The following is a 23840-nucleotide window of genomic DNA, read 5'->3' as shown; positions in this document are numbered from 1 at the left end:
CGATCCCGAGATCAGGTGTAAAGACGCAGCTCGGCTTCGAGAAGCGACTCAGCCCTGAGTTCCTTTATGAGTTCTTGAAGAGCTTCCACCGCGACGGTCTCGGCGCTCTCCGAGTCGGTCGCCTTGTGCGCAGCTCTCAGTACCGCTTGATGTCTATCGTAGATCGGATCCTCTGCATAAACAGCCTCGAGCACATCCGCGAAATCGACGAAATACCGGTAGAGAGTGCCGATGCCGACGCTGGCGCGAGCCGCCACCTTGGCGGTTGTCGCCCGATCTCTACCCACCTCGATGACGACTTCGCGTGCCGCCGCGACGATCGCGGCTCGCGTTCGATGAGCTCGATCTTGGAGTGGTTTCACTGGTGTGCTGCGATTTTTCGCTCCTGTCATACCTTTCGTCCTCTCACCACACGCCTGGAACGTGACACATACTCATATGGTCGATCGGAGTGTGCCGCCAACGAGAGTCGCATTGCGGGCGGCCCCCGAAGTGATCTCACCAGCGCGCTGGCCGCCACCCTTCCGGCCACGCCAACCGAGGGCGCTGAAGCAAGCGAAAGCGGAGGAGAGAAAGAAGTAGAGCCGAATTCACGAAGATCCGAGTAAGACTCCTCGCTCACGAACGCGCCACTTATCCCGCCACTTGAAGCTCCGCTCTTGACCGTTCCTGACTTCGCTGCAAGCCTTCTTCAAACGCGGAGATCAATCCGCATCTGAAAAAACGCTACAGATGAAAGGCCGTTCGATATGCCATTGAGGGAATTCAGAAGTGCCAATGAGAGTAGAGACAAGAAGCTAAAGGTGGATCGCATGAAGCGTTTCCGTTCCTTCGCTGCAAGCCTGCTTATTGCGGGCATCGCAGCCACCGGAATCGGACTGGTCTCTACGGGACCGGCGATGGCAGCACAACCGCCCGCCGGCTACCCCAGTACAGACACCTTCGCGACGGTGTCGAGCAGTACGCATGGGAGTTTCCCGATCCGGCGCGGCTTCTACGATGCAGACATCGAGCGCGGGTGGGGCTTCGACAAGGTCTTCCACAAGCACAACATCTGGAGCACCAACGCAATGAAGAAGGTGATGGCTTCCACGAACAGCACGCTGCAGGGGAACGGCAATTACAACCTGAAGGCCTACGCGGGCAACTACGACTGCGTCGACGGCAGGTGCGTGCTCCGCGAGCAGGTCGAGTTGCTGGGCATCTACAATCCCCGGTCGTACGACCTGTACTACGGATGGCCCGTCGGCGGAAAGATGGGCATGCAGACCCTCTACTGCAAACAGGGCGGCGAAGCTCGCTGCGCCGACTGGGTGACGTACTCGATCAACCACCCAGGTGTCGACAACCCGTACAGCCGGTCGAGCACGCCTGCGGAGGAAGGGCTCACGGCGGACGAACAAGCGAAGCAGGCCGAGATCCTCGCGTCGCCGGAGATCGAGGAGCTGAAGGCAGAGATCGCAAGCGACGTGACCGAGGTCGCGTTCGACTACGCGCCCCTGCCGGAGATCATGTTCACGGAGTAAGTTCGGTCAGTAGCAGAGGAGAAGAAATCTACTCTTCTCCTCTGCTACTGACGATTAGAAGGAGTTAGGCAATGACACAAGCGGAACATACAGCCGACGCCTTCCTGCGAGGAGTGCGTGTCTTCCTAAAGCAAGATCGTGCTGGTGATATCGAACTTATTCACTGCTGGGCACAGGAACCTAATGACGCCTTCATCCTCTATAGATATCGAAGAGGACCCTCCAACGTTTTCGGGTGGCATGAACAGCTTCTCACGTCCGAAGGAGTGGAAGCCGCACTACTTCATGGTATGGATACAGCCCAAGAGCTTTCGGAACCCGTTGGAACCGCGTCTATCAAGGCTGATGAGAATGGCATCAAATGGGTCGGGCAAGCAATTCATACCAGCCAGCCGAAACTTACCTTCGAGGCAGTGACTTCATTGCGTTCCGCTATGGAACGCTAGAAGAGGTAACGCGGGGCTTCGCAGGCCCGGCGGCGTGGCCCTGTGGCCGGGAAGGGTGGCCGACGGGCATGGGGGCTGGGCGTTTACATACCCGCGAGCCCCTGTGGTACCTCCTAGTTGGGTGTGACGGCGGAGGGAGGAGGGAGCGAGCCTTTGCTCGAGCGGTGCGTGTGAGCGCATCGCGTCACTCAGCTCCGAGCACCGTGCTGTCAAGGGGTCGGTTCAGGGTCCTGCGCATGGTGTCCGACCTGATCGGCACCTACGACCGGGAGACGACCTCCGCGAGCATGAACAAGGGTGTGCGCTCGACCACGAGCGCGTTGAAGCGCGAACTGATCCTCGACGTCGCGGAGCTGGCGAACCTCCCCACACCGAGGAAGGGCCGCAAGATCGGGCGCGCGGTGATGATGTCCTCCGGTAACCGTGCCGCGATTCTGCGCACCGTCCCCTGGTTCGACGGACCCAAGGCGCTGGTGGAGTCGATCAACGCCTCCATCGCGAACCACAAAGCGGGCAAGCCCGCACCGACGACGCCGCCCCTCGTCACTACCGCCGTTATCGAGGAAGCATGACCGCAGACGACTTCGACCCGTTCGGCGGCGAGGACTCCGCACCCACCGCAGAGCACGCTCCGGCGCCAGGCGAGGAGGCAGTAACGACGCACTACGGGTCCGCGGATGAGTTCGTGCGCAAGCAGCTCATCAGCACCTACCGCCGCCGGGTGATTGCGTATGGCTCCGGGGGCGGCATGCGCTGGAAAGCGGCCTGGTGGGAAAGCGAGGCGGCGGTGCAGCGCATCGAGGCCCTGTGGCGGGCGTGGGAGGCCGCACGGCGAGACGAGACGGACGGGCCGAGCACCTGGTGGGTCAACCACTGCGACCCGCACATGAACGTGCTCCTCTCGATGGACGGGCCGTTCGCGGACTCCCGCGACGAGAACGACGTCGGAGATCCGCTGCCCTACACGCCGCCACCGGTCGGCATGTTCGAGGACGACAACCAGCCCCCGCTCTACACCGAAGTGGCAGCGGCACGGGAGGCGACGGCCTGAGCCCAGGGCAAGAGTGAAGGGGAGCATCCGACTGGATGCTCCCCTTCTTTGCGTGGCGTGCGTCAGCGTCCGAGGCGGACGCCCCCTGACCACCTGTGCACAGCCCAGCTCTCGCTGGGGCTGGCCTGCACACAGGTGGACAGCGGGACCTCGGCCGCAGTACAGATTCGGGATTTTTTGCCCGATGATGCCGGGTATGGGTTTCCTCGACAGGCTGCTGGGCCGGACCGCTCCTCGCACCAACGACGCCACGTCGAAGGAGGAGCCGAGCGCCGCGTCCCCGTTCGCGCACCGCGTTCAACTTCGCGTGAACCTCAGCACCACGATCGAGCTTGGCGTGGTGCAGCTGACGGGAACGACGACCTTCGCCCGCGAGGCGATCACGGCGCTGGCATCACGTCATCACGCCGCCGAAGGCGGCTACATCGAGACGTCCGGTTCCCTGCAACGAGAGCCCGACAACAGAGCAGACCCGTTCGCCGTAGGAGTGCATGTCGAGGGCGAGCGCATCGGCTACCTCCCCAGCTTTATCGCGCAGGAGCTCGAGCTGAGCGAGGACGGGTCAGAAGTCGTCGAAGTGCAGATCTTCACCGAACTTCTGCCCACCGGCCTGCGAGCCGAGGCATGGGCATGGCTGGGCGACGGACCCGCGCGGTGGCAGTGGTCCGCATCGAACCGACCCCCCTGTCATCACCAGCGAAAGCCGCCGCGCACCACCAGTCCTCCCGAACCATGGTTAAAGAGGCCCTCGCCGGCGGAGGAGCGCGAGCGAAGGACTTCCAGCGCGGGATGGTGAACGGAGTGCACTATCTGGAGCTGGTCGAGCCGATCAAACAGCTCAAGCGCGAAGGACGACTCGACGAAGCTCTCGTCCTGTGCACAGCAGCGATCGCCGGAGCAGAAGGCTCCCGCGACGGCCGCGAACCGGCACCCTGGTACACCGAGCAAGCCGCCATTATCTACCGCAAGCTCGGACGCCGCGACGAAGAGATCGCTGTCCTCCAGCGTTGGCTCAACCTGTGCCCGAAGGAACACCGCGACGGAACCCGCATCGGAGAACGACTTGCGAAACTGACGGTATGACCGCAGCCTCCGGGCCCTAGTCGCTGGCTCCGAGTGCTCCTCGGCCCGCGTCGACGCGCGCGCGGGAGCGGCGGTAGAACGTCGCTCGCGACACGCCCAAGTCACGCGTGACCTGGGCGACCGGATCCCCATCCGCATCGGTAGGCAGGCGCAGATGCCGGATCATGGCGCGCGGGATCGCTGTGCGAGTAGGCCCGCGGTGCTGACACGGTTGGGCTGGGGGGACGAGCGGGCCCTCTGCACAGCGGATCGCGGAGATCGAGCTCTGACAGCACGGCGCTGGTGACCACAGACACAGGACGTGATGTCTCGCCGCACGAACTCGACATTGTGCCTCCGGGAATCCCGTCGACATAATGACCGCATGCGATCACGCACGGCCGGTGCGTCCGCATCGCACTCGACGCCTGGACCGCGTCTGACCCTTTTCGGGCTCGACGAGGTCATCCACCACACCTCTGCACCTGTCTCGACTATGCGGTGCCGAGCGTGAAGGCCCGCACCCTCGCGGTCACGATCGGAGCGATCGTGCTGATCGGCGCAGGCGCGACCTTCGTGGTGGATCCCTTCCAGTGGCGGTCGGGCCCGGGATCGTCGGCCAGCGCCCCCGAGAGCAGCGCGACGCCGACTCAATCACCCGATGTGACCGACCCGACAGCAGAAGCCGTTGCGGATGCTTTGCGAGCACTGCCGGAGGATCCTGTCGCGGGGGCATCCGAGGCTCTGCGCCCCGCTGTTCAGGCCGCACCGGACGTCGCCGTGCCACCGGGCGCGACAATCGACGTTGACTCTTCCACCTGGGTGGCGACCGACGATCAGGCAGGCACGATCGCGATGTCGACGACGGTGCCCGGAGAGTCGGACCCGAGGGCCTACCTCGCATTCATGGTCGTCGAGAACGGCGTCTGGAAGCTGGACGGCACGATCGAGAGCGAGTTGCAGCAGTGAGACGCATTCGAGTCGCTCTGGTCATGCTGCTGCTCGCAGCGTTCGTCGTCGCCACGCCGCCCGCCGTCGCCTCGCCGACCGAGAACTCGTACCCGAATCTCTCCGCCGGCTGTGCGCCCCGAGGGCTCGAGCAGGCAAACGTCTGGATCAGCGACTACGAAGCCGACGGCGAGGCGAGACCAGATCCGGAATCGGGCCGAGTCGTCCCGGTGCTGATGGTCCACGGGTGGACCGGGAACTCAGCACACCTCTCAAAGCCGCTCGGCAACTTCTCGCGCACGGCCGACCTCGGCACGATCGGCGAATCGATCACCCCATCCTCTCGGACCGTGGTCGGCGTCCTGCAGTACCTCGGGGATACCGACGTCTACACCTTCGATTATCACGACGCGTCGGCGCAGTGGGTCACGTCCGATCAGATCGCGGCACCGCTCGCGAACTCGATCCGGTGCCTGGCTCAGAACTCCGGCCAGAAGGTGATCGTCGTCGCGCACTCCATGGGTGGCCTCGCTGTGCGCCAAGCACTGGCCCAGGATCCTGGCCTGCTCAAGGACCTGAGCCAGGTCATCACCTTCGGAACGCCGAACACCGGATCCGACATCGCTCGTTCCGTCTCCGCGGGAGGCTCGGGCGGGTCGATCAATGCCACCGCCAGCCGCGCCTTCTCGGCGCTGCTGCGGAGCGCACTTAGCAGTTGCGGTTCCGCGACGACCACCTCACTGAACACCGGGACCCCGTGCGATTGGCTACCCGCGCAAGCGAGCGCCTTCGAATCAGATGCTGGGCGGGCGCTTCGAACTGGGTCGACGGAGCTCAGTCTGTTGAAACCATGGCCGACCGAATTGCCCGTGCACGCGCTCTACGGCGACACGACGCTGACAATGCCGCGGATGGGCTTCCTCGGTCTTCCCCTCCAGACAGAGGATGTCCGCGTCGGGGACGTCGTCGTCGGCCACGAATCGGCCACAGCACGCGCGACGACTCGGGACAGCGCCCGCTGCCGCTACACAATCAGCGCAGTGCACAGCCTCGGAGAGCAGTTCCTGCGGGACATGAAGCTGAAAACGGTCGACGAAGTCGGTCGTGACCTAATGGAAGGCGGCAATTCGCCGTGCTACCACGGGTCTTTGATGCGCACGCAGCAACTCGTGAACGCCATGATCGGATACGTCGTCGACGACGTCGACAGCCGTGGGCCGATCGAGGACGTCGTCGGCGAGCTGCTCATCCCCGCCGGTGCGTGCACCCAGTGGGAAGGGTCCCGGCCCATCCAGTTGTCCGACGGTCAGGGCGAGAACTTCGACGACGGCCAGAGTGGGACGGGCATCCTCGCAACGCGGCTCGTCGGCACCACGGATCTCACCGGGGACGGCAGAGACGACGCCGTTCTTGTCGTCCAGTGCACGGGCACGCCGGCCGCGCTGTGCTGCGCCGGGCGCGCGTCGATCATGTCGACGGTGCTGGCGCTCGACCTCAGCGGCGCGACTCCCGTTCTGATCGGGACGCCTTTCTCCGGCGGCAGTCTCTCCTCCTCCGAGGGCGACGTCTACGCCAAGATCTACGACGACGGGACCGACTCCCCGCGCCTCGAGGGCACGGATGTGCTGGCGTACGAATACCCGACTTACGATCTCGAGGACCCGGACGAGGCCGAGACGATCGCCGGCTGGTTCCGCCACACATTAAAGAACGGGGAATGGACTCGAGTGAGCGAGTAGCTCAGCTCCCCGCATCCAACCCCCGCTGAACCACGATCAAGGACCTCCGACGCCTCTGCACCGACGGCACTCGAATGACCGCGACCACGTCCAGCTGGGGTACACCTCAACTAGACGTCAGACAGATCCGCGAACCACGTCCGACTAGGGTCGCTCTCGGTTTTTTCTGACACTCGTCCTTGAAACTCTTAGACTTCAACTGGACAAATAGGGGTCGGAGGCGGCATGACGGGTCAGCGAGTCGGGTACGTGCGGGTGAGCACGCTGGATCAGAGCACGCTCCGTCAGCTCGACGGCGTGATCCTGGATCGAATGTTCGAGGACAAGGCTTCCGGGAAGGACGTGAACCGTCCGCAGCTCGAAGAGATGATTGGGTTCGTCCGCGACGGGGACACGGTGCTCGTGCATTCGATGGACCGGCTTGCGAGGAACCTCGAGGACCTGCGTCGGCTAGTGCGCCGGCTGACGGACAAGCGGGTCCGGGTCGAGTTCGTCAAGGAGCAGCTGACCTTCACGGGAGAGGACAGTGCGATGGCGAACCTGCTTCTGAACATGATGGGCGCGTTCGCGGAGTTCGAGCGCGAACTCATCCGAGAGCGCCAACGCGAGGGTATCGCCCTCGCTAAGCAGCGCGGCGCTTACCGCGGACGTGCCCGCTCACTCTCGCCGGCCCAGACTGCCGAGCTACGGGAACGTGCCGCCGCCGGGGTGCCGAAGACGACGCTGGCGAAGGAGTACGGCATCAGCCGGGAGACCGTGTACGCCTACCTTCGAGTTGCTGCAACCGTCGCCGCCAACTAGCGCCAGAGCCGAAGGGCCTGGCATCTAAGGGCGGTGAGTCTTGCACCATGTTTCGCGATGAGGTGCGCCGAGGTCACCACGGCGCCAACCCCTGTAGCTCCTCGTCAGGAGCGACAGCTTCTAGCCTGGCGGCACCTCGAAGTTCCGGCGTTGCCTGTTGCCAGCCCCAGCAGGACAGGCTGCGGCAGCAGCGAGCGAAACTTACCGCGCGCAATCAATGCGTATTCCTCATTATTTGAAGGCGTTGTGAGCGGCCGCTCGTCCCAGATTGCTCTCTGCACGAGACGCCCGTGATCACCTCGTCCCCGACAGGAGTCTCTGCACGACGGCTCGGGGCAGTATGCGAGGTAGAGCAGTGGCGCTGAGTGCCGATCAGCGGCACCATCGAGAAATGGGCTTCTTCTCCTCGGCGCTGAGCAACGGACGCATCTCTTTCCCGGGGGCGTCAGAGGAGTTGGTCTTCCGGGCGGTGCTGACGGCAGCGGCGCAGTGCCGCTTGTCGGTGCAGAACGCCGATTCGACGTCCGGCTTCGTCTTGTTGCGGGCGAAGAGCTTGTACCGGCATTGGGACGGCAACCTCTCGGTGTCCGTCACCGGCGAAAGATCCGGCGCCGTAGCTACCATCTCCGGCGCCACGACGACCAACTCGCTCACCGGAGTGACGGACCCTACTTCCCAGGGAGAGCTCGGACTTGTACGGGGCCGGCTCGATACGGCGATCCGGCGAGCGGTGTCACTCGCAGGAAGCGGGAGTGCGTCGGCTACCGCAACAGGGGAACCCTCTTCGTCAGCCGTGGACGCCGATGCCCAAAACGTGACCTCGCATCAGAAGCTGTGGTCGTCCCCGTTCGGCGACAAGCGCGACAAGGCGACGGTGACTATCTTCGACGACGCCCTCGAGTGGACGCACCGAGACGTCGAGGCGTCGATTCCCGTCGGCGATATCGAGGCCGTGGACGCCGTCGACTCCCTTCAGGGCGGAGCACTGAGGATCACGGCCTACGGTAGCGAGTACGTATTCGCGTTGGACCTCCACCGAGCAAGGACCGGCGCAGCGACAGTCGAGTCGCTCATGGTGGAGCGACGCGCTTCGTCCGTTGAGGCAACCCCTGAAACGCTTACGGACGACGAGTCGCTTAAGAGGAACCCTATCGATGCAGACACCGTTGGCCCCCTTGACGAGTCGAGTCACGACGCAGCGCGGCGGATCACTTCCCTGCACGGCTTGCTGACTTCTGGTGCCATCACTCAGGAGGAGTATGACCGCAAGAAGGCGCAGCTGCTCGAGCTGCTCTGACACGGTCGTCCGCGGTCAAGCACACAAGAGCTCGCCGACAAGGAGCACGGGCGTCATCACGAGGATCGCAGTCAAGATCAACCAAGCTGCTGCGCGCGCGGCGTGTAGGTCCGATCGACGTCGAAGACCTCAGCCACTCGCCCGCGACACCAGTCACGGTGCCTGAGCGCGGCAACGCAGGCGCCCGCTCCACAAGAAAGGCCGGGCTGCGTCTCGCAACCAGTGCAGTTGATAAAAGTCGCGGGAAACAGTTGCGTTACCTAGTTCTGAGACTCACTGCTCCAAACCAGCGCGCAGGTGAGGAAGCTCCGCTTCTCTGACCAATAAGACGTCTCGAATCCATAGGGATGCGAGACAACCTATGCGCCTGTATGTACCTCGGAATGACGTCTTTGGAGTAGCGGATTACGCGCAGGCGCAGCTGAGTGCTTCTTGGACGTCCTCCGTAGTCGGTGTGCAACCTCGCCGTGGTCGATGCGCAACCTCTCCGTAGTCCATGTGCAACCTCTCCGTAGTCCATGTGCAACCTCTCCGTAGTCCATGTGCAACCTCGCCACCGCTCGCGGCGAGGAGGAGGGTGGAACCAGTTGAACCGGAGAAACATCGAAGGAGAAACATCATGGACACCACGAAGACCACGGCCAGCTAGACGACTCAGCACGGCCGGTCGTTCCAGCGCAGCAAGATTCTCGGCGGCATCGTCGCCGTCACCCTCGCCCTCGGCGTCCCGACGCTCGCCGCCGCCCCCGCGCAAGCCGACACCGTCGCGACAGCAGCCGTCACTGCCGACAGCGGCCGCACCGTCGGCACTACTGAAGCGACCAACACCGTCCCGGACCCCACTCAGTGCACCTACGGGGCTAAGGAGAAGTTCCACGAGGCGACGGGCCTCTACCCGGCCTTCGAGGGCAACGCCTATGAATGGACCGACACCGCAGCGGCAACCGGTTGGACGACCGTCCTCGATGCGCAGGCGCGTAGCATCGTCGTCTTCCAGCCCGGAGTCCAAGGGTCAGATGCGACGTACGGCCACGTCGCCTGGGTCGACTCCATCGAACAGCACCCCGACGGGCTCTACATCAACATCACCGAGCTCAACGGTGTCGCCGGCCCCGGCCAGTGGGGCACCCGCCAGGTCAAGGACGTGCCCGGCATGAGCTACATCCTCGCTCCGTAGATCCGCGGAGAAGTCCGAACGGCTGTTGCAGCACGCGCTGCAGCAGCCGTTCGCTTGTCCGTCCACCCCGCAAGGACCGAACCGACAAGCAGAACGCCTGCTTGTCGAACCACGCCGGAGCCGTGTTCATCGGATCCGCCCACTGCAGACCAGCGGCGACCGCGCACACCACGCTCTCAGGACCGGCGCCGAAGTAGCAGTACCCGTGGGTCCCTCGATTTGCAGGTGCGGCAGCATCACCACGAGACGCCAGTTAGACAGCATCTTCCACACCTGGACCGTGAAGGTCTTCGTCTCCTGCAACCGGAAGCCGTTCCCCCGTCCGCACGATCCGCTCCCCCGCGAAGTCAGCCTCGGAACGCATCTGCCGCTCGAGGTCGTCGAGCGCCTCGGCTCGAGTGCGCAGCATCGCCTTCTGAATCACCGCCCCAGTGTCCCGATAGCCACCCCCTCACTGGACATTCCATCGGGCGGGCCTTACGGGACACTGCCGCCCGCACCCATGCACAGCGCATCCGGCTCGCCGCAGTGGTGCGGTGAACGACCCCTCATCGGACGCCGGACGCATCGACGCACTAGCCCTCCGAGGCTCGCGCCGCACTACCGTCGAATGCGCCCGCCCAAGGCACCCCTAATCCAGTAAGGGGGTGTCCTGCCCGCAGCACGGTGAGGGTGGCAGCCCGTTCGAGCCGGGCCGGGTCAGAGGAGCCTCGCGCTGCGGGCGCGAGGCTCCCGCTCGACGCGGAGAGCGATTCCCTATCGGTACGCATGTCCAAATCCTCGCGCATCGAACAGGGGCCGGAGAGGCTCCTCGACGCCGGAGCGGCTGTCCTCATCTACTCCGGAGGTGTCCGTTAGGGGGACTTGGGTTCAGCCGGTCGTTGCAATACCACCGTGAGTCGGAGTGTTGGCGATGGGATCGAAGTTGAAGCAGCGTGCCCGGGGTGGCGCGGTTCTGGGAGCTGCCGAGGGAAGGGTCGAGTCGGTCGGCGGCCCGTGATGCTGTCGGCGTGCCGGTGAAGAGCCGCTCAACGGAGCAATCAGCTGCTTTCCGTCCGTCGCCTCGCAGGGGGTGTCTGCTCGGATCTTATGCTTGATTCGTCACATTGTTTAGTGGTTCAGTATCGCGTCGACGTTTTCGGTCGTTCCGTATCCCACCATTCGATGAGGTTGGCGTGCAAGATTAGCGCGAAGGCTTCGACTGCAAGGTCGCCTCCGGTGGTCAGGGAATCGATTGCGGCAGGGTCCCACTGGTCGAGATTCACTACCTCGTCAGTGGAGGTGGGTGTAGCTCGAATGGTTGTGTCAACGCTCCATCCGTTTGAGCTGTGGGTTGCGGTAGCCGCGATGACGTCGTAAGGGGTGGAGTAGTGGCGGCGCATCCACCCCACGACGTCGGCGAGGTCGCGGGTGTCGGTCAATCGTTCTCGATCGGGGTGTAGACGGGGCATCCGGTCCCGTAGGGCGGTTGGATGATGGGTGCGGCGGTGGTGCTGCTGGTAGATCGGGTGTTTATGGTGCTGTCGATTTTGTAGGCGTTGACGATGCCGATGGGGTTAGCGAGGGGATCGGAGCCGTTGTAGGCGTTATATCCGAAGAGAACGAAGTAGACGGGTGTGCAGTTTGCGTCGTAGAGCGTCTTAGAGCCTGAGCTCCCGGGTGCGTAGAGGCCGTAGCTGAGTGTCTGCTGAATATCGAAGTTGGTGTCCGCGTCAAAGTGGCCGCGAGCGATGATGTGATTCAGTCCGAACCGGGAATTTCCGCAACGCAGCGGCAAGTCCCCCTGGTCGTTGCTGTAGCTGCCGAGCGAGTGGTCGTACGTCTGTCCGTCGCAGGAATGAGTGTTCAGTCCTGGTACGTCAGCCTGAGCGGCAGGTGCGACAACCGTACCCAGGACGAGCGCAACGAACACCGTGGCGATTTTGCCAGCGGACCGATTTCGTGAGGTGTGCATGACTATTACGACCTTCATCCAAGTCCCCGCGCTCACCCCTTGTGAGCGGTAGTCGTGCACGTCTAGGTCTACTCCGCATAGCTCGGCAATACAACCCTGGGTGTTGCCGACACCCGGGCTTGGCAGCGGGACACGCATGCCCTTCGAAGATCATCAGTGGGACAGTGTTCGTGGCAGCGAGCTGCAAGTTGGCGTCTGCGGGAGGGCCGTTCCCCGCACCAGCCCGGCGCGCGGGATGCGCCGCGCGCGGGCGCGGGCGGCGGCGTTCCGCAGGACAGCCGCTCGCGGCCATCACTGCTACTGCAGCGACCAGCGCCAGTTCCGAGCGCAGTAGGAACATCCCGCGCTGATGTCCTCCGGCCCGAACGTCGGAGTAATGATCGACGGTGCGAGCTTCACCGCCACAGGCTTCGCGGGACGATACCGCTGCCCGCAGACGTCTAGGCGCCCGGCCAACCATCCCGTTACGGGAGGTTCGACCGGCGCTGCCCTCCGGATCTCTACCGAAGGCCGAGTGCGGGACATCAACGGTTTGATGACGTTTGCGGCGCTCGTGATGAGAGCAGGAGCGCGCAATGCTTCACTGACCTGCATGAGGCAGGGACGGACAGCAGGGCTGACATCCATTGTCGTCGCGGCAGGCATGGTCTTCAGCGTTAGCGGCTGCGCCGGCGTGACTTCGAGCTCGGCCCGATCCTGCGCCGCAAAGGCGGTCGAGCTTCAAGAGTCGACCTTGCAACCAGACGGAGTGGTCCGGCTCAGCGCCGACTTCATCTGGGAGACGTGTGAAGACACCGGAGGCACGAGCCGCGCAGCTTCGGACGTCACGGTGACCATCACCCCTTCCGCGAGCGGCGAAGAGATACTCCTCGGCCGACCGATACCGAAGGGCGAACGATCCACTGTCAACGAGTCCTTCGACCTCCCCGCCAACCTGCCCACCGGCCCCGCTGTTCTTGCCCTACGCTCACACAGCGGTGACCCGATCGAGATCGAACTTTCTCTCGAGATCACAGCACCGCCAGCCACCTGAGACGGGCCACGAATCGGCACCTCGCCAGCCGTTCAACCGATCAACCATCTCTGCACGACGACCAGGACGGTCATAGATCAACCGCTCCCGCCCGCGAAGCAGTATGTCGCTCCCAAGAGGGGCATACCTCTTCGTCTGTCACCTACGCCGGAAGGCTTGGTAGAGCGCACCCACAAGGATCAGGGGACCGATCACAAGGAGGACCCATGTTCTCGGGTCTTCGTTGGCGCGAGTGCACACGCCTGGCGCGTTCACGTAGTCCATACAACTCCCTGATAGGTCGCTTGAGAGAAGAAACCCCGCCACGAGGACGATGACCGCGAGAGCAATCCAGCGCCACCGGACGCGACGCTTCACTGGTTCACCCGCGACCAGAACGTTTGTCGGAATGAGGGGTGATGGTAGAAGGAGTTCGCACTTGAAACGCCGCGACCTCCTCGAGCATCGAACCCGACTGCAAAGATCGGGGCTCCTGCCGACGCGAACGAGAGCAGTCGAGTTTGATTCTGAGTCATCCGCTCCCTGCCTCTCTTATCCAGTCGAAGCTCCTCGATCGTCGTCACCGCACACCAGGACTGTCAATGAAGACGTTTTCGCTCAGCGGCGTCCACGTCTCTTCGACTCTCCCGCCGTCCGGGACGACGTGGAGAGTGTTCCGGTCGACCGTGGAGTCGAACCCGCCGACGCCGCAGCTTTGGTTCCATGTGTCCTCGTCAGCGAAGCTCGTCAGGCACGTCGTCTCCGGATCGCTCGTGCGCGCCAGGAACAGCGACCGGTCGCCGACTCGGCCGACGAGCCGGGAGCTGGTCTCGTCCATTTTGGACGAGGAGGCCCGCGGGGGCAGCGTCGGGAACGTATCGGCGTCGGTCGCCGCCCGGTCGAGGTCCGCGAAAGTGAGCGGCGGCCGCTCGGCGGTGGTGAAGCACCCGCTCAGCGAGGCCGCGCCCGCGGCAGCGATGGCCGTGATGGCGAGGGTTCGAGCGGTCACCCTTGCGATGCTGCGCGGTCGACTTGTCCAGGTCACGAGGTCAGCTTAGGAAGCGCGAGACCAGGATGTGCCCTTTCCGGAAACTAGGGTGAGGGGATGTTCTCCGCGCTCGGCACCGCGTTCCTCGCGGGCGCGCTCGCTCTCCTCTCCCCCTGTGCCGCACCGATCCTCCCCGGCATCGTCGGCGCCCTCACCTCGACAGGGGACGGACGGGCCCGACCGTCTCGGCAGGTGTGGTCGATCCTCGCGTTCGCGGTCGGGGCCGCTCTCGTACTGATCGGATCCGTGGCCCTGCTGCTCGCGTTCGGCGCGAACGTGAACCTCGCCCGGCCGCCGTACACGTTCATCGCCGGCGGACTGCTCATCGCCGCCGGCCTCTACTCCCTCGGCTTCCTCCGGATCCCCTGGATCACGAAAACGTCCACCCCGGGCGGCTCGGCCGCGAAGGCACTGCTGCTCGGAATCAGCTGCGCCGCCGTCTGGTACCCCTGCCTCGGCCCATCCCTCGCCATCGCCTACGGCCTCGCCTCCAACATCGACACCGTGGGACTCGGCGTCGCGCTGGGGTTCGTCTACTTCCTCGGCATGCTCACCCCGCTGTTCCTGCTCGGACTCGTCCTCGCCCGCGCAGCACGCTCACGCCGCTGGCTGCGCCGCATCGGCGCCTACGCCAACAAGGCCGTCGCCGTGCTCCTCATCGTCATCGGCGTCCTCGTCATCACCGGGCTCTGGAACTCCGTGTCGCTGTGGATCGTGGACAACTCAAGCTGGTTCCCCACCCTCTGACCCTCGGGCGGGATCGCCACGCAGCAACGTATGAAGCAAGGCGCCGGCCCCTCCGGTGAGTACACGGCGAACACGCGACCACCTGTTTCAGGGTCTGATTTGTCGCGCACTGCGCGCATTCGCCCTTTGCAAGAAGAGCACCACTATGCAAAAAGACGACGGGGTGCCAATGATTAGCAAGAATGGTATTATCAGAAACCCAAAAGCGCTGGCAAGGGTTGCGGGAATTAAACAGACCCCAAATGCAACTAACGAAATAAGCCAAGCGTTTCTCGTGATACTCAGTGGTTGATGAGAACCCCCATTAGTGCTGCCACTAATAGACCTCGATATCTTCGCGGTCAAGGGCGACAGCGCGAGAAGAACTACAGCAACTAAAGCAAACGGCCACGCGTATTCAAAAACTGCATCTGCCAGCGTGTATTGCACTCCCGAGGCCGCTTCACGCATCGGTCCAGCAATCATAAGAGCAGATACCGTGTAAGAAACCCCTACAAGCAGGGCTATCCACGCGTGCGCAAGAAAACTTGCTCCTATTGTTGCCGAAGCGGAAAGGTCACTTGGTCGACTCGAAGGCACGAGTTGAACCTAGCCGAACCTATGACCGGCGACGGCGAGAGTTGTCCGGGCCTGCGTCGCGCGCGTTCGTCCTCAGACGCGCACTCGGGCTCGGTCCGCTACGGGCGACGGAGACCCCCGATCGGCGCCCTCAGCCGGCCGCCGCCATCCGCTGAACGATCCCCTACCGGACGCATGGTTGACGGTCCCATGGAGGGCGGCCGCCTCCACTAGACCTCTTTATCCGACTGGGGTAGCTACCCTCGAGCCCATGACCGACCAGCAGAACGATGCACGGTTGCGCGCGAGGCGGATCGCCGGTGCGACGGCGATTGTTCTCACCGTTGTCGCCGCGCTTCTCGTTCAGGCCGGCGCGAGCTTGCTGACCCTCGCCTCACCAGCCATGACGGACTGCCGGCCGCGCGAGATCCCGCTGAGCGCAGCAGCCTGGTACCTCGGCGCCCTGCTCGTTATCGGAGGATCCGTCTATGCGGCGGCGAAGACCGCGCGTGCGCTCACGTCGACCGCGCTCCCCTACGCCCTCCTCCTCACAGCGATCCTCGGAATCGTGACGTTCTCGGGACTAGCGATCCTCATCGCCGGGCTGATGGGCTTCGCGGAGATGGATGACCCTGGACCGCCTCCGACAGGCGGACCCGTCCTGCTCCTCATCGCCGCACTCAGCACACCTGCCTGGGCGCTCGGCGCATCCAGCATCCTCATGCTGTCCAAGAGACGCAGAGTGCCGTCTCGTCCGGCGGCGTCGCTCATCGCGTTCGCTGCCATCACTGCGACGAGCGTTGGTCTCCAGCTCGTCAGGTTCACCCTGACCTGCTGACGGTGATCACAGAGGTCCTCTACGAAAGGGGCAACGACGGTACCGCCACACGGCACCGATCATCGGCACCGCGGGACTCGAGAAGTTCCTGCTCAGCGACCCCCTTACGGGACGCCAGAAGCGATGGAAGCACGGCGGAGCGCGCGACGGCGTGGCGATGCGCTCGCTACGCTCACGGGATGTTCGGCCTCTCGCGTTGGCGCCCGCGAGCTGACGCGCGCCGTTCGCGCCGCGCTCGGTTCCGCTCCCTGCTCGCTGAGGCCTGTTGCGCGTGCTCTCACCCGTGGGTGGAGCACGTCGCGGATGCCGGACCGGCCGGCGGTCACGTCTGCTCGGAATGCGTCTACGAGCTCGAGCACGGGTTCAGCCACGGGCCGACCTGTCACCGACCGGTTCCGATCGACGTGTCGAGTCGCGCTGACGCCGCCGCCGCGACAGCAGCGCGGGGCGGCAGCGAGCGACTGGTCGGAGGAGGTCGGATGCGAGACGATGCAGAAGACCGTGATGACCCTTCGATCCCGACCCTGCGCGAAACGACAGCCGCTCTCTTCTTCGGGCTGGTCCAGCCCCGAGACGTGATCGCTCTGGCAGCGAATCTCGTCGCAGCAGGGAGTGACAGCGAGTCCCTTGTCGCTCTCGCGTCCCTCTACTCCAGCGCCACTCCCGCCGACGTCTTCGACCTCAGCTCGGCGGCACTCATCGAAGCGGGCGCGCGGCCATTGGATCGGGACGGTGAGGAGATCCCGCTTCTCGCGCTGCGCGTCGCATGCCGTCGTTTCCTCACCGGCGACTGGGATCTCCGCTCCTTCTCATCCTGGGTGCACGACCGGATCGGTCACGACGGACCGGCAGCTGCGCAGCCGCTTGTCGAGGTCGATGACGAGCTCGACGCGCGAGGCATCGGAGCCTGCGAGCGATACCGCCAGAAGGTCGCTCGACTCGCCGCCGCCTTCCTCGCTGACACAGAAGGGCCGGCGAGCGAGAACCCCTAACGAATCCGTCCGGTGCACGATCGGCTATCGAGACTGAAACTCCTACCGCCTTGGTACGCGACTGGTTCCCCCGCATCGACCGCGACGCCTGCTGACATGATCGTGGTCATGCCCTCAATTCGTTCGGCAAAGTTTCGGGCAGAGTCGTCGGTGGACGCTGTGCTCCTGCGGGTACTCGCCGGGCACGAGTCGAAATCGGTGCGCATCGCTGTTGCCGAGAACGCCGCTGCGGATGACCTGACGATCGGGCGTCTCCTCGCTGATGACGTCGACGCCGTGCGCCTCGCCGCCGCCACCAGCCTTCGTGAACGCCCTCAACTCCACGAGATCGCGGCGAAATCAACGGACAAGTGGGTCCGTGCGATCCTTGCCCACCTGTACGCGGACGACGACCAAAGGTCGCTCGCCCTTGCGGTACAGAGAACACTCGCGGCGGATCCCTTCGGGGAGACTCGTGGCCGGACGGCTCAGACCACCGACGACTTGGAGATCTTCGAGTCGCTTCTCACCGACCCGTCACCGGTTGTCCGCGGCATGTGCGCGCGCAACCCCCGCATCTCCCTGACACAGATGGAGCGTCTCATCACCGACCGCGATCGCGCCGTCCGCGCCGGAGCCGCAGAGGGCGGACTCCAGTACCCCAATGACGAGCAGTTGCTCCGGCTGGCGCGCGACCGGTCGGTCGAGGTGCGCTGGGCAGTACTATTCCGCGCCGACCGACCCAGACGAGCAATCGAACTCATCGCAGAAGACAGCGACGAGATTAACCGACACCACGCGCGGATCGCCCTCCACGACGAGCACGACATCATCGCGCCAGCGGTGACGCACCGTGCACGCGCAGAACGTCGACGGGCACAGCTTGTTCGCTCATTCGGTGAGTGAACGGCGGGGAGTGAAGAGCGCCTTGTACGGCACGCGGTCTCGTTAGCCGATCCCCATATGGGACGGAGCTGAGCGGGTAGCGTCACCGGCATGACCTCGGGTTCGCGTCACCGCATTCGAGTTGCTGCCGCACTCACAACCGGAGCGGCGCTGCTCACCGCCGCCGGCTGCGCGCCGGCGGTGCAGACGTCGGGATGCCCGGGCTGGGCGTATTTTGGATCCGCGGAAGCCCGCTACGAGGTCGCCGAAGCGGTCATCACGACCGCCTCCCCTCGCGCCTCGGGAACTCAGAGCGTCTTCAGCGTCGCAGCATCCGCATACATGGTCACCGTGGATGAGACAGAGAAGGGACCGTTCATTGCAGGAGAGACAATCCGCGTCGTGTCGATGCCTGATGCGTGCAGCGGCACCGACCTCTACCCGGACGGAGACCCGATGGACACCGACCAGCCCCTCCGCCTGTACCTCAGTTCCGGGAACGGATTCTGGGCGACGCTGACTCCGCTCGAGGGCGCTGAACCGATCGAGGAATAGCCCGCCAGTCGATCCTCTTACGGGACGTAACGCCTTCCGTGGGATGGCTCAGTCGGCAGATGCCGCGAGTGCCGGCGCTGCCAGGCCGAGTCCTTCGCAGAAGGGGCCAGTGGGCTGGCCCGCTCTGTTCGGGAAGACGCCGAGCCTGGTGTCCGCGAGGACGCAGACCGTCGGGTTAGGTACGTTGATGGGTCCGCTTCCCGGGTAGGGCTCGTCGGGGACGGCGCTCCAGCTCGCTTCGCATCGTTCGAGGGCGGCGGCGACCCGCTCGGACAGTGGAAGCAGCTCGAATGCGTTGCGGTCGTCGTCCACGAGGATGCTCGTGGTGTGGTCCGCGCGGACGTCGGCGACGGAGTAGCAGTCGAAACTCGTGTTGGCTTCGTCGTTGCTAGCCTGCGTTACGGTGATCGCGGCGGCGCTGGTGCCGATCGCGACGACGGCCGCGAGGCCGAGCCCGACGAGGCGGCGGCGCTTGGTGGAGCGGTGGCGGGCAGCGATGTCGGTGAGGATGGTGGCGCGCATCCTGGTGAGCTGTCCCGTGGTCGGGCCGAGGTCGTGGGTCATCAGTTCTCCCTTTCAAAGGGGCGCAGGGTGGTGCGGAGCGCGGTCCGGAGCCGGCTGAGCCGGTTGCGGATAACGCCGTGGGTGGAGCCGAGTGCTTTCGCGGCGTCGGCGTAGCTGCTGCCCTGCTCGATACACAGGTAGTACAGCGCTTGATCGGTGTCGGAGAGCTCGGAGACGGCTTCCTCGATCGCCGCGGCGAGCTGGCGCCTCGCAACTTCTTCGTCAGGGGTGCCACGTCGATCCGGGTGCAGGGACAGGTCCGCGTCCTCGGTGCGGTTCCGTGCACGGGTCTTGGTTCGGACGAGGTTCAGCGCGGTGAACCGGGCGGTGGTGAGCAGCCGCGGAAGGGCGGATGCGTCCACGATCGCGACGTCGTTGATCCGCGTCCACGTGGTGAGGAATACGTCTTGCACGACGTCTTCGGCGTCGCTGGGCGTGCGAACGATGCTGAGGGCGTAGCGGTAGGTCGTCGCCGCGTGCCGGTCGTAGAGTCGGCCGAACGCAGCCCGGTCGCCTCGCCTCGCGCCGTCCATCAGGGCGGCGTCATCAGTGCGCGCCGCAGCGTCTCGCGCGAGTGCTGCTGCTTCCGGTGGCGTGCTCATGCCTAGTGGTGTCCGATCCGAGCCGATCTTCTCAGACGAGATCCGCTTTGCAACTCTCCGCTCGAGGATCCCCAAACGGGACTGGCTGACGTCTCCTCAACGCCCTGCCGGTTTCACGTCGAGTTGTATCACTTGAGTTTGATTTGGAACCAACTCGATCAAGCGGACACTTCTAGGCATGGGTGTGGAATGGGAGACGGATCGCGAGGTCTGGCGGCGCGCGACGGGGGCTGATCCGCGGGCATTCGCGCTGATCTTCGACCGGTATCACCTGCGCGTTCGGGCCTACTGCCGTCAACTGCTCGGGGAGTCCGTCGACGCGGAGGATGCCGCGGCCGTCGTGTTCCTTGAGGCGTGGCGTAAGCGCGCCGACGTCCGCTTCGTCAACGACTCGCTCGCCGCGTGGCTGCTCGTCGTCGCCCTGAACGTCACCCGGAACATCGGTCGCGGTCGACGCCGATACGAGCGGATGCTGCGCACTCTTCCACCTCCTGTCAACGCGCCCGATCCAGCAGTGACGGTGGCAGCCGCAGCGGCATCCGCCGAACGCAGCCGCACCATCAGAGCTGCACTGACGATGCTGCGGCCGGCGGATCAGCAGATCCTCGCGCTCTGCGTCATTGAGCAGCTCACCCTCGAGGAAGCAGCCGCCGTGCTGCGCATTCCGGTCGGGACGGTGAAGTCCCGACTGTCCCGCGCCCGAGGTCGCCTACGCGATGAGTTCACACGCAGGCGGACACTTCCCCACACCTTCCGACCCGCGGAGTACTGACATGACAGCACCAGAGCACGACCGTACCCTCGCCCTCCGAACGGTGATCGCGCAGGCCGCAGAGAATGACCCAGGCAGCGGGCGCCACCGACGTCACCGGATCGCGATCGCCGCGGTTCCCGCGGCCGTCATCCTCGCCGCGGTCTCGGGCGGACTCTTCTTCGCCCAAGCGCCGGTGTCCGACACCATGACGGTCGCTTGCTTCGCGCGAGCAGAACGCAATGGGTCCGAGTTCCCCGGCACCACAGGAGCCCTCGCAACACAAGACGGAATACCCGGCAGCGGCGATCAGGTGCCGATCCCGGACGCGATCGCGTTCTGCTCCGACCTGTGGAGGCAGGGCGCACTTGACGTCGACACGGCGAATGGCTCACCAGTCGACCTTCGACCAGGACAGATTCCCTCCGAACTGACCGTCTGCGTCATGCCCGACGGCATTGCAGCTGTCATTCCCGGTACCTCCGACGTCTGCGGGCAGCTCGGCCTCGCCAACCGCGTCAAGTGACTACCAGCGCACCCGATGAACCATCCCCTACCGGACGCCCGCTGGATAATCCTCCGATGAAATACCCGTGCGCCCTCTTCGGCACTGCTCTGGGAGGCGCCGAACTACAGCTAGGGAGAGACTTGAGGCATGTGGTTAGAGGGAATCGCGCTTGAGCGGCGGTTGCGCGAGCTGGACATCCCTGGGCCCGGCGATGAGCCGGTTGACTTCGACGGTCAGCGACTGGCGGCAAAGGTGGACGCCCTCGTCGCACTGCTCGATGAGAGCTTTCCCAGTGCTGTAACGGCGGATCGTCCCTGGGAATGGCAGGACTCCGCGACCTTCACGCACGTCACGGTCGACGGTGCAGCAAACCGCACTTCGGCGAACCTCGTCATCTGCATCAGCCGACACGGGGACCTTTGCTTCATTGCCCTCGAAGCCCAGGAAGCGTATACACGCGAGGAGTTCGATGCGCTGGTCGAACCAGAGGACTTGTCACCGATACTGGCAGCCCTCGACACCGTGAACTTCACAGTCACTGCCGAAGAAACGCTCTGGGCCCGATACGACGGACCGCGCGTGATGAGCAACTCGAGCTGGATCGAACGCTACTTCGGGTATCCGATTTGAGCGCGCCCGGCGAGCAGGTCCGCGCGCCGAAGCTGCGCTGACCGGTAACCCATCCCCAGTACGGGACATGTCGAGCTACACCGCCCACTGCTTGGGTCCAACTCCACGCAGCTCATCAAGCGTGCCGGAAGAGCTAGGTTTTCCCACGACCAGAACTGCTGGCGGTGAGCGGGCGGCCGGCAACAGAATCGCCGCTTCGGGTTTCTCCTGTGGCGACGAGTGCGTTGTCCCTACGAGCAGAAGAGAAGTATAACCAATGGACGAACGATATATTCAACTAGTAGCAGGCATTATTTTCATTACCGCCGCAATATTGCTGACATGGAAAGGAAAGGCTTACGCGCGCTTCAACGCGAGGATGATACGGAGAATTTACGGGAACAGGGCGGAACGTGTCGCCAGGTCATCAACCCCGGCCACCGTATTATTTGTTTCTATAGCAATGCTTGTTCTCGGGATTTCTTTCTTAGTATCATCTATTGTTAAAATCAGCGCCTAGCCGAAGCGATGCTTAGACAGCAAATTCCGAACGTCTCAACGGTGCGGATCCACCCCGACGACGCTGTACTGGACGATGCCACAGGAGACCGCTGGACGCAGCCCGGCAATACCCTGTCCTGCACCGACGCAGCCAGCGAGACCTCGCCAGAGATCACGATCCACCACTACAGGTGAGACGCCACCGCCCTCTTCACCGTAGCCGCCGCCCTCGCTCTCGCGGGAACCGTCGTCGCGCTCAGAGCCGAACGCAAGCAGGAGCTCATCACCGAGTCGCAGGAAGATCGAGCGAGGACATAGCGGAGAGCCCCTCTGCCGGTCAACGATCCCCTTACGGAACGGGGTGCGTTCGACGTCGCCTAGCTAGCTGGTGCCGTCCGTGACGAGCTCGTTCTCTGTGAGCAGTTCGCGGAGAGCTGTGCGGGCGCGTTGGTATCGTCCACGTGCGGTGCTGGCGGAGAGGCCGAGGATGTTGCCGGCATCGATGACGGTGAATCCGTCCCAGAGCACGAGCTTGATGAGCTCCGCCTGGTCGGGAGCGATCGCGTCGAGCGCTCGTCGGACGTCGAGATGCTCCGCGGTGGGGTCCTCGAGTGGCATCGCCCGCAATGTCCCGGCGAATTTCATGGCCAGATCGGAGCGGCGGGCATTTCCCCGCTGAGCGTTGGCGAGGGTGCGGCGGGCGACGCCGAACAGCCACATTCGTGCTTGCTCGGGATCCGTTGGGATGGAGTCGACTTTGCGCCAAGCGACGAGGTAGGTGTCGCTGAGTAGATCCGCTGCGTCCGCGACGGGCGAGACGCGTCGCTCGAAGTAGCTGAGCAGGTCGGAGGCGTTGGCGAGGTAGACGGCCTTCAAGACGGCGGTCCTCTTCGCCTTCACGGCGCCTGCTCCTCGGTAATGTTGCAGCCGCCAGCCGATTCAATGGACACGCCTTCGCCGTATCCGGCCTCTCTGAACTGCTCGATGATGCGGTCCGCGATCAGCCGGGTCACCGCGATCCCAGGATCCGCCGTGAAGCCACGGGTGTCTGCCTCTGTTTGCTCCTGCTCGATGACGGTACGTCTGGCTTCGGCGTCGACGCTCGCGATCGTCGGGTCCCAGTCGTGGGTACTGAGGAAGACGCGCGCTTCGCGCGCCTCACGCTCGACGTCTGCGCCCTGGCCGGCGGAGTAATCCGGCTCGACGCGAATCGCGACCTGGCAGAGAACGTTGCCCTGCCCGTCTCCGAGGTCGAAGGAGCGCTGCACGGCTGCGTCGGGGGTGAAGCCTGCCCAGTCGAGGATCGCGGGGCCTGCCACCGCGCCCGTGATGCCTAGGCTCAGGCCGGCGACGCTCAGCGCGCCGACCAGCCACAGGTTGCGACGTCGCCGCGGACGACGGGTGCTGTCGCCGACCTCCTCGATCGTCAGGCGAGCAAGACGGTCCGCATCGCCGCGCAACGCGGGATACGACTGGCGGGTGGGTGGTGCGGCGCGGCGGATCAGGTCGTCGAGTGGGTCGGCCACGGGTGCTCCGTTTCGGGTGCTCATACCGAGTACATGTCCGGCACCAGCCCGAACGTAATGGGAGCCGTACGAAACGGCCCCATCCGCCCGGGTGGCAATCCCCTACCGGACACCACATCCTCTCAGGCCGCTGTTCTGGGAGAGTGGACTGAATCGTGAGGGGC

The 23840-nt window shown here is 64.5% G+C and carries 27 protein-coding genes; 20 read left to right on the top strand and 7 right to left on the bottom strand.

Annotation, left to right across the window (positions count from 1 at the left end):
* Positions 1-11: 11 nt before the first annotated feature.
* Positions 12-392, bottom strand: coding sequence for a TetR/AcrR family transcriptional regulator (locus C5C54_RS14660; RefSeq protein ID WP_104288647.1), 381 nt, complete (start codon positions 390-392; stop codon positions 12-14).
* A gap of 411 nt (positions 393-803) precedes the next feature.
* Here C5C54_RS14660 and C5C54_RS14655 point away from each other — a divergent pair, with 411 nt between their 5' ends.
* From C5C54_RS14655 to C5C54_RS18550, 11 genes are all read left to right on the top strand, one after another.
* Positions 804-1526 carry a hypothetical protein gene (locus tag C5C54_RS14655; RefSeq protein WP_146078865.1) on the top strand — a complete coding sequence of 241 codons (723 nt, stop codon included), beginning with the start codon at positions 804-806 and terminating at the stop codon, positions 1524-1526.
* Between the two features lie 71 nt (positions 1527-1597).
* Positions 1598-1972, top strand: a complete 375-nt coding sequence (locus C5C54_RS17710; protein WP_146078864.1) for a hypothetical protein — start codon at positions 1598-1600, stop codon at positions 1970-1972.
* Between the two features lie 236 nt (positions 1973-2208).
* Positions 2209-2544: a hypothetical protein gene (locus C5C54_RS14650; RefSeq protein WP_104256133.1), complete on the top strand. Its 336-nt coding sequence runs from the start codon at positions 2209-2211 to the stop codon at positions 2542-2544.
* Positions 2541-3023, top strand: coding sequence for a DUF4913 domain-containing protein (locus tag C5C54_RS14645; protein ID WP_104288645.1), 483 nt, complete (start codon positions 2541-2543; stop codon positions 3021-3023). The genes C5C54_RS14650 and C5C54_RS14645 overlap by 4 nt, the downstream gene beginning before the upstream one ends.
* A gap of 196 nt (positions 3024-3219) precedes the next feature.
* Positions 3220-3819: an HIRAN domain-containing protein gene (locus C5C54_RS14640; RefSeq protein WP_104288644.1), complete on the top strand. Its 600-nt coding sequence runs from the start codon at positions 3220-3222 to the stop codon at positions 3817-3819.
* Positions 3813-4106 (top strand): hypothetical protein, encoded by a 294-nt coding sequence (locus C5C54_RS17705; protein ID WP_146078863.1) that lies wholly within the window; start codon positions 3813-3815, stop codon positions 4104-4106. The genes C5C54_RS14640 and C5C54_RS17705 overlap by 7 nt, the downstream gene beginning before the upstream one ends.
* A 489-nt stretch (positions 4107-4595) precedes the next feature.
* Complete coding sequence (locus tag C5C54_RS14635) at positions 4596-5054, top strand: hypothetical protein (protein WP_146078862.1); 459 nt, start codon at positions 4596-4598, stop codon at positions 5052-5054.
* Between the two features lie 23 nt (positions 5055-5077).
* Entirely contained in the window at positions 5078-6772 is a 1695-nt protein-coding gene (locus C5C54_RS14630) for a triacylglycerol lipase (protein ID WP_104288642.1), read from the top strand.
* Between the two features lie 225 nt (positions 6773-6997).
* On the top strand, positions 6998-7573 hold the full coding sequence (locus tag C5C54_RS14625) for a recombinase family protein (RefSeq protein WP_104256138.1): 576 nt from the start codon (positions 6998-7000) through the stop codon (positions 7571-7573).
* 391 nt (positions 7574-7964) lie between these two features.
* Positions 7965-8870, top strand: coding sequence for an SHOCT domain-containing protein (locus C5C54_RS17700; RefSeq protein WP_104340279.1), 906 nt, complete (start codon positions 7965-7967; stop codon positions 8868-8870).
* A gap of 685 nt (positions 8871-9555) precedes the next feature.
* Positions 9556-10047, top strand: a complete 492-nt coding sequence (locus C5C54_RS18550) for a CHAP domain-containing protein (protein ID WP_104288661.1) — start codon at positions 9556-9558, stop codon at positions 10045-10047.
* Between the two features lie 1417 nt (positions 10048-11464).
* On the opposite strand, the gene C5C54_RS14605 is transcribed toward C5C54_RS18550, so the two are convergent.
* Entirely contained in the window at positions 11465-12061 is a 597-nt protein-coding gene (locus C5C54_RS14605) for a hypothetical protein (RefSeq protein WP_104340475.1), read from the bottom strand.
* Positions 12062-12515: 454 nt separating this feature from the next.
* Between C5C54_RS14605 and C5C54_RS17695 the strand changes: the two genes are divergently transcribed.
* Positions 12516-13034 (top strand): hypothetical protein, encoded by a 519-nt coding sequence (locus tag C5C54_RS17695; RefSeq protein ID WP_146078860.1) that lies wholly within the window; start codon positions 12516-12518, stop codon positions 13032-13034.
* 559 nt (positions 13035-13593) lie between these two features.
* Here the strand turns inward: C5C54_RS17695 and C5C54_RS14600 are convergent.
* Entirely contained in the window at positions 13594-14022 is a 429-nt protein-coding gene (locus C5C54_RS14600) for a hypothetical protein (protein WP_104234412.1), read from the bottom strand.
* 96 nt (positions 14023-14118) lie between these two features.
* Between C5C54_RS14600 and C5C54_RS14595 the strand changes: the two genes are divergently transcribed.
* The 5 genes from C5C54_RS14595 (at position 14119) to C5C54_RS14575 (ending at position 18615) form a co-directional block, all read left to right on the top strand.
* A complete protein-coding gene (locus tag C5C54_RS14595; RefSeq protein WP_104263156.1) occupies positions 14119-14808 on the top strand; it encodes a cytochrome c biogenesis CcdA family protein in 690 nt (229 codons plus the stop codon).
* 829 nt (positions 14809-15637) lie between these two features.
* Entirely contained in the window at positions 15638-16204 is a 567-nt protein-coding gene (locus C5C54_RS14590; protein ID WP_104223345.1) for a hypothetical protein, read from the top strand.
* A gap of 479 nt (positions 16205-16683) precedes the next feature.
* The gene (locus tag C5C54_RS14585; protein ID WP_104263155.1) at positions 16684-17196 is read left to right on the top strand and encodes a hypothetical protein; all 513 of its coding nucleotides are present in this window, start codon (positions 16684-16686) and stop codon (positions 17194-17196) included.
* A 150-nt stretch (positions 17197-17346) separates the two neighbouring features.
* Positions 17347-18081, top strand: a complete 735-nt coding sequence (locus tag C5C54_RS14580) for a hypothetical protein (RefSeq protein ID WP_146078859.1) — start codon at positions 17347-17349, stop codon at positions 18079-18081.
* Between the two features lie 90 nt (positions 18082-18171).
* Complete coding sequence (locus C5C54_RS14575) at positions 18172-18615, top strand: hypothetical protein (RefSeq protein WP_146076925.1); 444 nt, start codon at positions 18172-18174, stop codon at positions 18613-18615.
* A gap of 48 nt (positions 18616-18663) precedes the next feature.
* Here the strand turns inward: C5C54_RS14575 and C5C54_RS14570 are convergent, their stop codons facing one another.
* A complete protein-coding gene (locus C5C54_RS14570; protein WP_104223349.1) occupies positions 18664-19179 on the bottom strand; it encodes a hypothetical protein in 516 nt (171 codons plus the stop codon).
* Positions 19179-19781, bottom strand: a complete 603-nt coding sequence (locus C5C54_RS14565; protein ID WP_104263153.1) for an RNA polymerase sigma factor — start codon at positions 19779-19781, stop codon at positions 19179-19181. Before C5C54_RS14565 ends, C5C54_RS14570 begins: the two co-directional genes overlap by 1 nt.
* A gap of 178 nt (positions 19782-19959) precedes the next feature.
* On the opposite strand from C5C54_RS14565, the gene C5C54_RS14560 reads away from it, so the two are divergent.
* The 3 genes from C5C54_RS14560 to C5C54_RS14550 all read left to right on the top strand — a co-directional run bounded on the left by C5C54_RS14560 (position 19960) and on the right by C5C54_RS14550 (position 21670).
* On the top strand, positions 19960-20553 hold the full coding sequence (locus C5C54_RS14560; RefSeq protein ID WP_104226387.1) for an RNA polymerase sigma factor: 594 nt from the start codon (positions 19960-19962) through the stop codon (positions 20551-20553).
* Positions 20554-20596: 43 nt separating this feature from the next.
* The gene (locus C5C54_RS14555; RefSeq protein WP_146078858.1) at positions 20597-21058 is read left to right on the top strand and encodes a hypothetical protein; all 462 of its coding nucleotides are present in this window, start codon (positions 20597-20599) and stop codon (positions 21056-21058) included.
* Between the two features lie 129 nt (positions 21059-21187).
* Positions 21188-21670 carry a hypothetical protein gene (locus tag C5C54_RS14550; protein ID WP_104258118.1) on the top strand — a complete coding sequence of 161 codons (483 nt, stop codon included), beginning with the start codon at positions 21188-21190 and terminating at the stop codon, positions 21668-21670.
* A gap of 861 nt (positions 21671-22531) precedes the next feature.
* Here C5C54_RS14550 and C5C54_RS14545 read toward each other — a convergent pair.
* Together C5C54_RS14545 and C5C54_RS14540 are read right to left on the bottom strand one after the other, a co-directional pair.
* Positions 22532-23050: an RNA polymerase sigma factor gene (locus C5C54_RS14545; protein WP_104263150.1), complete on the bottom strand. Its 519-nt coding sequence runs from the start codon at positions 23048-23050 to the stop codon at positions 22532-22534.
* A complete protein-coding gene (locus C5C54_RS14540; RefSeq protein WP_104258120.1) occupies positions 23047-23676 on the bottom strand; it encodes a hypothetical protein in 630 nt (209 codons plus the stop codon). The genes C5C54_RS14545 and C5C54_RS14540 overlap by 4 nt, the downstream gene beginning before the upstream one ends.
* Positions 23677-23840 lie beyond the last annotated feature (164 nt).

Origin of the sequence: Rathayibacter sp. AY1F2 (assembly GCF_002930885.1) — a bacterium.
In the GTDB taxonomy this organism is placed as follows: domain Bacteria; phylum Actinomycetota; class Actinomycetes; order Actinomycetales; family Microbacteriaceae; genus Rathayibacter.
The sequence above is the reverse complement of the archived record's forward strand: the minus strand, read 5'-3'. Positions and strand labels throughout refer to the sequence as shown.